Here is a 7827-nt window from a genome sequence, read left to right as displayed (position 1 = left end):
CTTAAAAGCGACGCAGTGTGGGTTCGAGCCCCACCGGGGGCACGGGAACACCGGGGCCGCGTCGACCGTTGGACCAGGCAGACCCCGGTAGGATCGGGGCTCGGCGGTGAGCCGCCAGATGGGCGAGCCACCAAGGCCTCCAAGGAGGAGACCAGATGCAGAGCAACAATCCCGTGTTCAGGCGTTCGGCCGAGTTCAACGGGACCGCCAACGCCTACGGCAACCAGACCTACGCAGGCAACGGCGCGACCTACCAGGGGTACGGCGCGCAGCAGGCCTCTACCGACCCGTCGACCTGGTCCGTGGGCGCGCCGCCCACCACCCCGGTCAGCACCGCGCCGATGACCATCGACTCGGTCGTGCAGAAGACCGGCCTCACCCTGCTCGTGGTGATCGCCGCCGCCGTGGCCACCTGGCTCTACATCGGCGACATCCAGAACGGCACCACGCTGGCCGACCAGACCAACGCGGCCCAGCTCAGCGCCGCGCTGCTCATCGGCTCGGGTGGCGCCTTCATCCTGTCGATGGTCAACTCCTTCAAGCGGGTGATCAGCCCTGCCCTGGTGCTGGCGTTCGCCGCGCTGGAGGGCGTGGCCCTGGGTGCGCTGAGCAAGTTCTTCGACATGTACTTCGGCGACGGCATCGTGATGCAGGCCGTCATCGGCACCTTCGCCGCCTTCGCCGGCACGCTCGCGACGTACAAGTTCTTCGACATCCAGGTCGGCAACCGGTTCCGCACCTTCGTCATCGCCGCCATGTTCGGCATGGTCGGTCTCAGCCTCCTGGAGATGGTGCTGGGCCTGTTCGGCATGCCGATCGGCCTGTTCGGCACCGGCGGCATGGGCCTGCTGTTCGCGGCCGCCGGCCTGGTGCTCGGCGTGTTCATGCTGATCCTCGACTTCGACTTCGTCGAGAACGGCGTCCGCGCCGGTCTGCCGGAGCGCGAGTCCTGGCGGGCCGCCTTCGCGCTGACCGTCAGCCTGGTCTGGATCTACACCAACCTGCTGAGGATCCTCGCGATCATGCGCGGCGACTGACCGAGGCCCGCTCAGCCTCTGGAATCCCCGGCGTCCACGGACTCCGGGGATTCCGTCGTCTCGGGGTGCTCCACGGCGCCGGGTCCCCGCTCCCGGCGGTGACGCAGCTGCACCCAGCGGCCTCGCAGGCCGCGCTGGGAGCCGGCCACCTCCGTGCCGTCGAGCTCGGTGCCAGGGGTGCGCACGGCCTGTACTGCGGCGGCGGCCACCGGCATCACGATCTCGCCGCGTCGGGTGGCCGGCGCGACCTCGTCCTCGGGCAGGACGCCGAGCGCCGCCAGCACGGAGGGCACGACGACCTCGGCGAGCGAGCGGTAGCCGTCGGCGGAGGGATGGAACTGGTCGGGGCCGAAGAAGAGCGCCGGGGCGGCCGCGAACTCCGGGCCGAGGATCGAGCCGAGCGACACACTGCGCCCGTCCGCCTCGACGACCGCGATGGTCTGCGCGGCGGCCAGCCGCCGTGACCAGGAGCGGGCCACCTGCTTCAGCGGCGGCGCGATCGGCTTGATGGTGCCCAGGTCGGGGCAGGTGCCCACGACGACCTCCGCGCCGGCCGCCCGGAGCCGGCGGACCCCCTCCCCGAGGTAGCGCACCGACTGGGAGGGCAGCACCGTGTGGGTGACGTCGTTGGCGCCGATGAGCACCACGGCGGTGTGCGGCTTGGCCGGGAGCGCCCGGTCGATCTGCTCGGCCAGGTCTGAGGACTGCGCCCCGACCACGGCGAGCTGGCGCAGGTGCACCCGACGGTCGGCGGCCTCCGCGACCGCAGAGGCGAGCAGAGCGCCCGGTGTCTCCTCGACCCGGTCCACGGCGTAGCCGGCGGCGCTGGAGTCGCCCAGCAGCGCGATCCGGATGGCCGGCCCCGGCCGGCCCCGCCCGTACCAGCCGGTCGAGTCCGGCGGCGTGCGGTCGCCGGGCTCGCCGATCGTGCGTCGGGCCAGGCTCGCCTCGGCGCGCAGCACGCCGTACAGCGCCCCGCCGAGTACGGAGAGGCCGCCCCCTCCGTACGCCGCGGCGGAGGCCAACCTGCGTGCAGCCGCTGCCTTCCCCATGGCCACCATGCTACGGATGGACGGGGCGGTCTCGTGGCGGGTTAGGTTGGCTCCGTGCAGTACGTCACGTCGCTCCTGGACCTGGTCGGCCACACGCCCCTGCTGCGGCTCCTGCGCGTGGTGGAGCCCGACGACGACCCCCGACCCGGCCCGCGCGTCGAGCCCCGCAGCGGGCCGATGGTGCTCGCCAAGGTCGAGTACCTCAACCCGGGCGGCTCGGTGAAGGACCGCATCGCGGTGCGCATGGTGGAGGCGGCGGAGGCCTCCGGCGAGCTGGTCCCCGGGGGCACGATCGTCGAGCCGACGTCGGGGAACACCGGCATCGGCCTCGCGCTGGTCGCCCAGGAGCGCGGCTACCGGTGCATCTTCGTGTGCCCGGACAAGGTCAGCGAGGACAAGCGCAACGTGCTCAAGGCCTACGGGGCGGAGGTGGTCGTCTGCCCGACCGCGGTCGCCCCCGAGCACCCCGACTCCTACTACAACGTCAGCGACCGGCTGGTCCGGGAGACGCCGAACGCCTGGAAGCCCGACCAGTACGCCAACCCGAACAACCCCCGCTCCCACTACGAGACCACCGGCCCCGAGATCTGGGAGCAGACCGACGGACGGGTCACGCACTTCGTGTGCGGGGTGGGGACCGGCGGCACCATCTCCGGCACCGGCCGCTACCTGAAGGAGCAGAACCCCGCGGTGCAGGTTGTCGGCGCGGACCCCGCCGGCTCGGTCTACTCCGGTGGCACCGGGCGGCCCTACCTGGTCGAGGGCGTGGGGGAGGACTTCTGGCCGGCGGCGTACGACGCCGAGATCGCCGACCGGATCATCGAGGTCTCCGACGCGGACTCCTTCGCGATGACCCGCCGGCTGGCTCGCGAGGAGGGGCTCCTGGTGGGCGGGTCCTCCGGGATGGCCGTCGTCGCCGCCGTCCAGCTGGCCCACGAGCTCGAGGGCACCCCGGAGGGTGAGGACGCGGTGATCGTGGTGCTGCTGCCCGACTCGGGCCGCGGCTACCTGTCGAAGGTGTTCAGCGACGACTGGCTGGCGCAGTACGGCTTTGCGGTCGGGCGTGCCGAGGGGGAGACCCAGACGGTGGGCGAGGTGCTCCGCGGCAAGTCGGGCGTGCTCCCGGACCTGGTGCACACCCACCCCGGGGAGACGATCGCCGAGGCGGTGCAGATCCTGCAGGAGTACGGCGTGTCCCAGATGCCGGTGGTGCGCGCCGAACCGCCGATCGTGGCGGCCGAGGTGGCCGGCTCGGTCTCGGAGCGGGGGCTGCTCGACGCCCTCTTCGCCGGGCACGCCCGGCTGACCGACCGGGTGGAGGACCACATGTCGGCCCCGCTGCCGACCATCGGCGCGAGCGAGTCGGCACAGTCCGCCGTGGCGATGCTGGAGTCCGCCGACGCCGTGCTGGTGCACGAGGACGGCAAGCCGGTCGGCGTACTCACCCGGCAGGACCTGCTGGCCTTCCTCAGCCGCCGCTGAGCCCAGCGCGCGGCAGAGGCCCGGGACCGTGCGGTCCCGGGCCTCGTGTGCCGTCGTGGTCAGCGGTTGAGCTTGGCGGTCACCGGACGGGGTGCGGTCCCGGCCGGCGCGCCCCCGAACGGGGAGTACTCCGCGACGAGCGACTCGTGGTGGATGAACGCCATGCCCGGCCCGCACTCCTGGGCCTGGACCTTGATCGTGTGGGTGCCACGACCCGCCTTGCCGGCGCCGATGCCGACGACCGTCGCGTCCTCGGTGCCGTCGTTCTCCAGGTTCGCCGAGGACTCCTGGCTGATGACCTTCCCGTCCAGCAGGATCCGGGTGGTGAGGATGCCCTCGTTGGGGTCGTCGGTGTCGCGGGCGGCGCTCACCGACGAGGTGACCGAGATGACACCCGCGTGGGTCGTCTTGAACTTGGCGGTGCGGACGTCGGTCATCGCGCAGGTGTCGAAGTCGTCGAAGACCGTGCTCGACTTGAAGTACTGGGTCTTGGTGAGCTGGTTGGCGTGCAGGCCGTCGACCTTGTGGGCGTTCTGCGCGTCGAAGAGGCCCTTGGCCATCCCCGGTGCGGTGAGGGCGACGGCGCCGGTGACGGCGACGGCAGCGACGGCGAGGGAGGCGGTGCGGAAGGTGGTGCGCATGCGGGTGTTCCTCTCGTTGGGTGCCCGACCCCGCTGGTGGCCGGGCGCGTGTGAAATGACAGGAGCCCGCCATGCGTGTGCTGATACCGCGCGGCTCGACGGGCTTGCCGAGCCCTACGATAGGGGCCATGGCCGGGGTGCCGCTGCGTGGCTGACCTCTCCCCGACCGTGGTGGGCCTGCTCCTGCTCGCGGCGCTGGCCGCTGGGTTCGTCGACGCGGTCGTCGGCGGGGGCGGGCTGGTCCAGATCCCGGCCCTGCTGCTGGCCCTGCCGGGTGCCGCGCCGATCCAGGTGCTCGCGACCAACAAGCTTGCCTCCTTCTGCGGCACCTCGGTCGCGGCTGCGACGTACCTGCGCCGGGCCCGTCCGGACCGGTTCACGTTCCTGCCGCTGATGACGCTGGCCTTCGTGGGCTCCTTGGGCGGCGCGCTGGTGGCCACGCACATCCCGCGGGCGGCGTTCGTGCGGGTTCTGCTGGTCGTCCTGGTCGTGGTCGGCGGGTACGTCGCGCTCACCCCGCAGCTCGGCGCCCGGACCGCGTTGCGTTTCTCGGGACGGCGGCACGTGGTGGCCGCGATGCTTACCGGGCTGGTGGTCGGGTTCTACGACGGCGCGCTGGGTCCGGGCACCGGGTCGTTTCTCGTGCTGACCCTGGTCGGGCTGCTCGGCTACGACTTCGTCCAGGCCTCGGCCAACGCCCGCCTGGCCAACTGGGCGACGAACCTGGCGGCGCTGTGCGTCTTCGTCCCCCAGGGGGCGGTGCTGTGGGGGCTGGGCCTGGGGATGGGGGTCGCCAACCTGGTCGGCGGCTACCTGGGAGCGCGCACCGCGGTGGCCCGCGGCGCCGGGTTCGTGCGGGTGTTCCTGCTCTGCGTGGTGGCTGCGTTCGTGGTTCGCCTGGCCGGCGGGATGCTAGGGGTGTGGTGAGCCGATACGTCACCCTCGCGCGCGACGGCGAGGCGGAGATCGAGGTCAAGCGGTCCCGCTTCCTATGCACCCTGGCCCGGGTCGAGGACGAGGAGGCCGCACGGGCCGTCGTGGACCGGATGCGGCGGCAGCACTGGGACGCGCGGCACCACTGCTCCGCCTTCGTCCTCGGGCCGAGCGGGGCCCTCCAGCGCTCCAGCGACGACGGCGAGCCCTCGGGCACGGCCGGCGCCCCGATGCTGGAGGTGCTGCGCGGGCGTGGGGTCAGCGACGTGGTGGCCGTGGTCACCCGCTGGTTCGGTGGAGTGCTGCTGGGCGCGGGCGGACTGGTCCGTGCCTACGGCGACTCCGTGCGCGCCGGGCTGGACGAGGTCGGGCTGCTGACCCGGGAGCTGGTCGGTGAGCTCCGCGTCGAGCTCGACCACGCCGACGCGGGCCGGGTCGAGGGGGAGCTGCGGGCCCGCGGGGTCGCCGTGCTGGACGTCGGGTACGCCGACGTGGTGTCGCTGCTGCTCGGCGTACCCCCCGAGGGGGAGGCCCGGGTCCGCGCGGCCGTGGCCGAGCTGACCGGGGGTGGCGTCACGCCGGTGGTCGTGGGGCAGCGGTGGGTGGACCTGGCGGGGTGAGCCCGGCGTACCCTCGGCCCATGAGCATCCCGGTGGACGTCTCGCGCCTGGCCGAGGCACTCGGCGACTTCGGCTCGGGCTACCTGCTGTCGGTCTCCGGCCAGGGCCGGGTCAAGGCGGTCACGGTCGATCCGGTCGTCCGCGCCGGTGTCCTGGAGGTGCCCGGACCGAGCAGGGGAACCGCGGCCAACGTGGCCGGCAACGCGGCGGTGACGCTGGTCTTCCCGCCTGCGCAGCTGTACGGGTACACCCTGATCGTCGACGGGGTCGCCCAGGTGGCCGGGGAGGGGTTCGTCGTCACGCCGGAGACGGCTGTCCTGCACCGTCCCGCGGCCCACGCCGACGGCCCGCCGCCGACCGACGGGTGCGGGCACGACTGCCGCCCGGTCGGCTGAGCCTCACAGCAGGTAGACGAAGCCCGGCCCCTCGTCGCGGTAGGGGATGCCCAGCGCGTCGAGCGCAGGCCGCCACGACCCGGTGACCTCGGGGGAGGAGGTCTCGAACCCGTGGTCGGCGGTGAGCAGGATCGTCACGTCGTCGAGCACGCCGAGCCGCTCCAGCTGGTCCAGGAACACCGACAGCCTCGCGTCGCTCTGCCTCAGCGAGTCGCGGGCCATCTCCGAGCGCGGGCCACCGCCGTGGTGCCCGCCGTCGGTGACGATGTTGGCCCACCAGGTCAGCCGGGGCGCCAGGGCCGGGTCGGCCCACAGGTCGAGCACCTGCTGCAGACCGAGGTCGTCCACGCGCAGGCACCAGCGGAAGTAGCGGTCCGCCAGGTAGTCGCGGTTGCGTACGAACGCCGAGCTGTGCGGGTCGGGCAGGGCGTCGTCCAGCGCGTCCGCACCGCTCTCCCCGCTCGCCCGGATCACGGCCATCGTGGAGTAGTCCGCGCCGCGGTCGATGGCCTCGTCGATGCTGGCGGTACGCGGGGCGGCGTCGGCGGGCAGGTGGTCGCCGACCATCTCGAAGATCGTGCGGGCGGCCGGGTGGAGCCACTCCGCGCTGCGGTGCCAGGTGCTCTCGTCGTTGGGCACGACGCGCTCGCCGGTGGCACGGTCGTAGTACACGTTGCCCATCACGCCGTGCCGACCGGGCCCGATGCCGGTCAGGATCGCGGTGTGGTTGGTGAGGGTGATGCTGGGGAACTCCGCCACCGCGCCGCCGCGCAGGGCGACTCCGCGCTCCACCAGCCGGGCGACCCCGGGCAGCTCCCCGGTCTCGGCCAGGTGCAGCAGGTCGCTGCAGTGGGCGCCGTCCCAGAGGATGCCGATCACGTGGCTGGGCCTGGTGCCGGGCTGCAGGTACTGGAGCTGGGGCCGTCCGTCCAGCGCCTCGCCCTTGGCGTCGCGCAGGTCGTCCTCGGGCACCCCCGCCAGGTGGGCCAGCGTGGGACCCACGTCCACCAGCCGCGCGTAGGCGTCGACGTACCCCTGCCGCCGGACGCCGGCCCCGCTCAGGATGAACGGTGCCCGGGACTGGATCACGTCCAGCGACCCGTGCTCGCCCACGTGCCCACCCTCCTCGGGGAAGAAGTGCCGGGGCGTGTGGACCACCGCCAGGTCGGGGCTCCGGTCGGGGTCGGCGAAGAAGGACAGCAGCCGGGTGGCCGCCAGCGGGTAGGCGTTGTGCGTGGACCGGGCCGGCGAGGGGTCGGCCAGCTCCCGCTCGTAGGGGAGGAAGGCCAGCGGGTCCTCGCTGCCGATCGGGTCCTGCCCGGACACCACCTCGCGCGGCCGGTCGGGGTGCAGCCGCACCCGGCCGACGCTGTTCGCGGCGTACGCCGTGGGACCGCCCTCGCCGTCCTCCACCCAGCAGACCAGGTCCACGATGTCGGCCAGCCCGGGTGCGCAGAGCGCCTCGATGAACTTCTCGCGGTCCTCGTCACGTGACATGGCCCCACCGTAGTGTCCGCCCCGCCCCCTTCCTGCGACCTGGCGCCGGTGGCGGGCTCCCCGGCGTACGGCGCTCCGTCCCACCAGCCGCAGGGAAACCGACGAACACCGGCATCCACCACCCAGGAGGGTGTGGCCGAGCGACGGCGGTCCGCCGTACTGTGCCGGGC

The 7827-nt window shown here is 73.1% G+C and carries 8 protein-coding genes; 5 read left to right on the top strand and 3 right to left on the bottom strand.

Features of this window, described 5'->3' with window-relative positions:
* Nucleotides 1-155: 155 nt before the first annotated feature.
* A complete protein-coding gene (locus PLP61_RS03470) occupies nucleotides 156-1037 on the top strand; it encodes a Bax inhibitor-1/YccA family protein (RefSeq protein WP_502888933.1) in 882 nt (293 codons plus the stop codon).
* 11 nt (nucleotides 1038-1048) lie between these two features.
* Here PLP61_RS03470 and PLP61_RS03465 read toward each other — a convergent pair whose 3' ends face one another.
* Nucleotides 1049-2089 (bottom strand): SGNH/GDSL hydrolase family protein, encoded by a 1041-nt coding sequence (locus tag PLP61_RS03465; protein ID WP_324500382.1) that lies wholly within the window; start codon nucleotides 2087-2089, stop codon nucleotides 1049-1051.
* 54 nt (nucleotides 2090-2143) lie between these two features.
* Between PLP61_RS03465 and PLP61_RS03460 the strand changes: the two genes are divergently transcribed.
* Nucleotides 2144-3571 (top strand): cystathionine beta-synthase, encoded by a 1428-nt coding sequence (locus PLP61_RS03460; protein ID WP_324500380.1) that lies wholly within the window; start codon nucleotides 2144-2146, stop codon nucleotides 3569-3571.
* A 59-nt stretch (nucleotides 3572-3630) separates the two neighbouring features.
* Here the strand turns inward: PLP61_RS03460 and PLP61_RS03455 are convergent, their stop codons facing one another.
* On the bottom strand, nucleotides 3631-4212 hold the full coding sequence (locus PLP61_RS03455; protein WP_324500378.1) for a hypothetical protein: 582 nt from the start codon (nucleotides 4210-4212) through the stop codon (nucleotides 3631-3633).
* A gap of 147 nt (nucleotides 4213-4359) precedes the next feature.
* Here PLP61_RS03455 and PLP61_RS03450 point away from each other — a divergent pair, with 147 nt between their 5' ends.
* From PLP61_RS03450 to PLP61_RS03440, 3 genes are read left to right on the top strand one after another with little or no spacing between them, the layout of a single operon-like run.
* Nucleotides 4360-5139: a TSUP family transporter gene (locus PLP61_RS03450; protein WP_324500375.1), complete on the top strand. Its 780-nt coding sequence runs from the start codon at nucleotides 4360-4362 to the stop codon at nucleotides 5137-5139.
* A complete protein-coding gene (locus PLP61_RS03445; RefSeq protein ID WP_324500373.1) occupies nucleotides 5136-5765 on the top strand; it encodes a YigZ family protein in 630 nt (209 codons plus the stop codon). Before PLP61_RS03450 ends, PLP61_RS03445 begins: the two co-directional genes overlap by 4 nt.
* A 20-nt stretch (nucleotides 5766-5785) precedes the next feature.
* On the top strand, nucleotides 5786-6160 hold the full coding sequence (locus PLP61_RS03440; protein WP_324500371.1) for a pyridoxamine 5'-phosphate oxidase: 375 nt from the start codon (nucleotides 5786-5788) through the stop codon (nucleotides 6158-6160).
* Between the two features lie 3 nt (nucleotides 6161-6163).
* Here PLP61_RS03440 and PLP61_RS03435 read toward each other — a convergent pair whose 3' ends face one another.
* Entirely contained in the window at nucleotides 6164-7657 is a 1494-nt protein-coding gene (locus PLP61_RS03435; protein ID WP_324500369.1) for an alkaline phosphatase family protein, read from the bottom strand.
* Nucleotides 7658-7827: the final 170 nt, after the last annotated feature.

It is taken from the genome of Nocardioides sp., assembly GCF_035429765.1.
GTDB lineage: Bacteria > Actinomycetota > Actinomycetes > Propionibacteriales > Nocardioidaceae > Nocardioides.
This window is presented reverse-complemented; position numbering and strand designations above follow the sequence as displayed.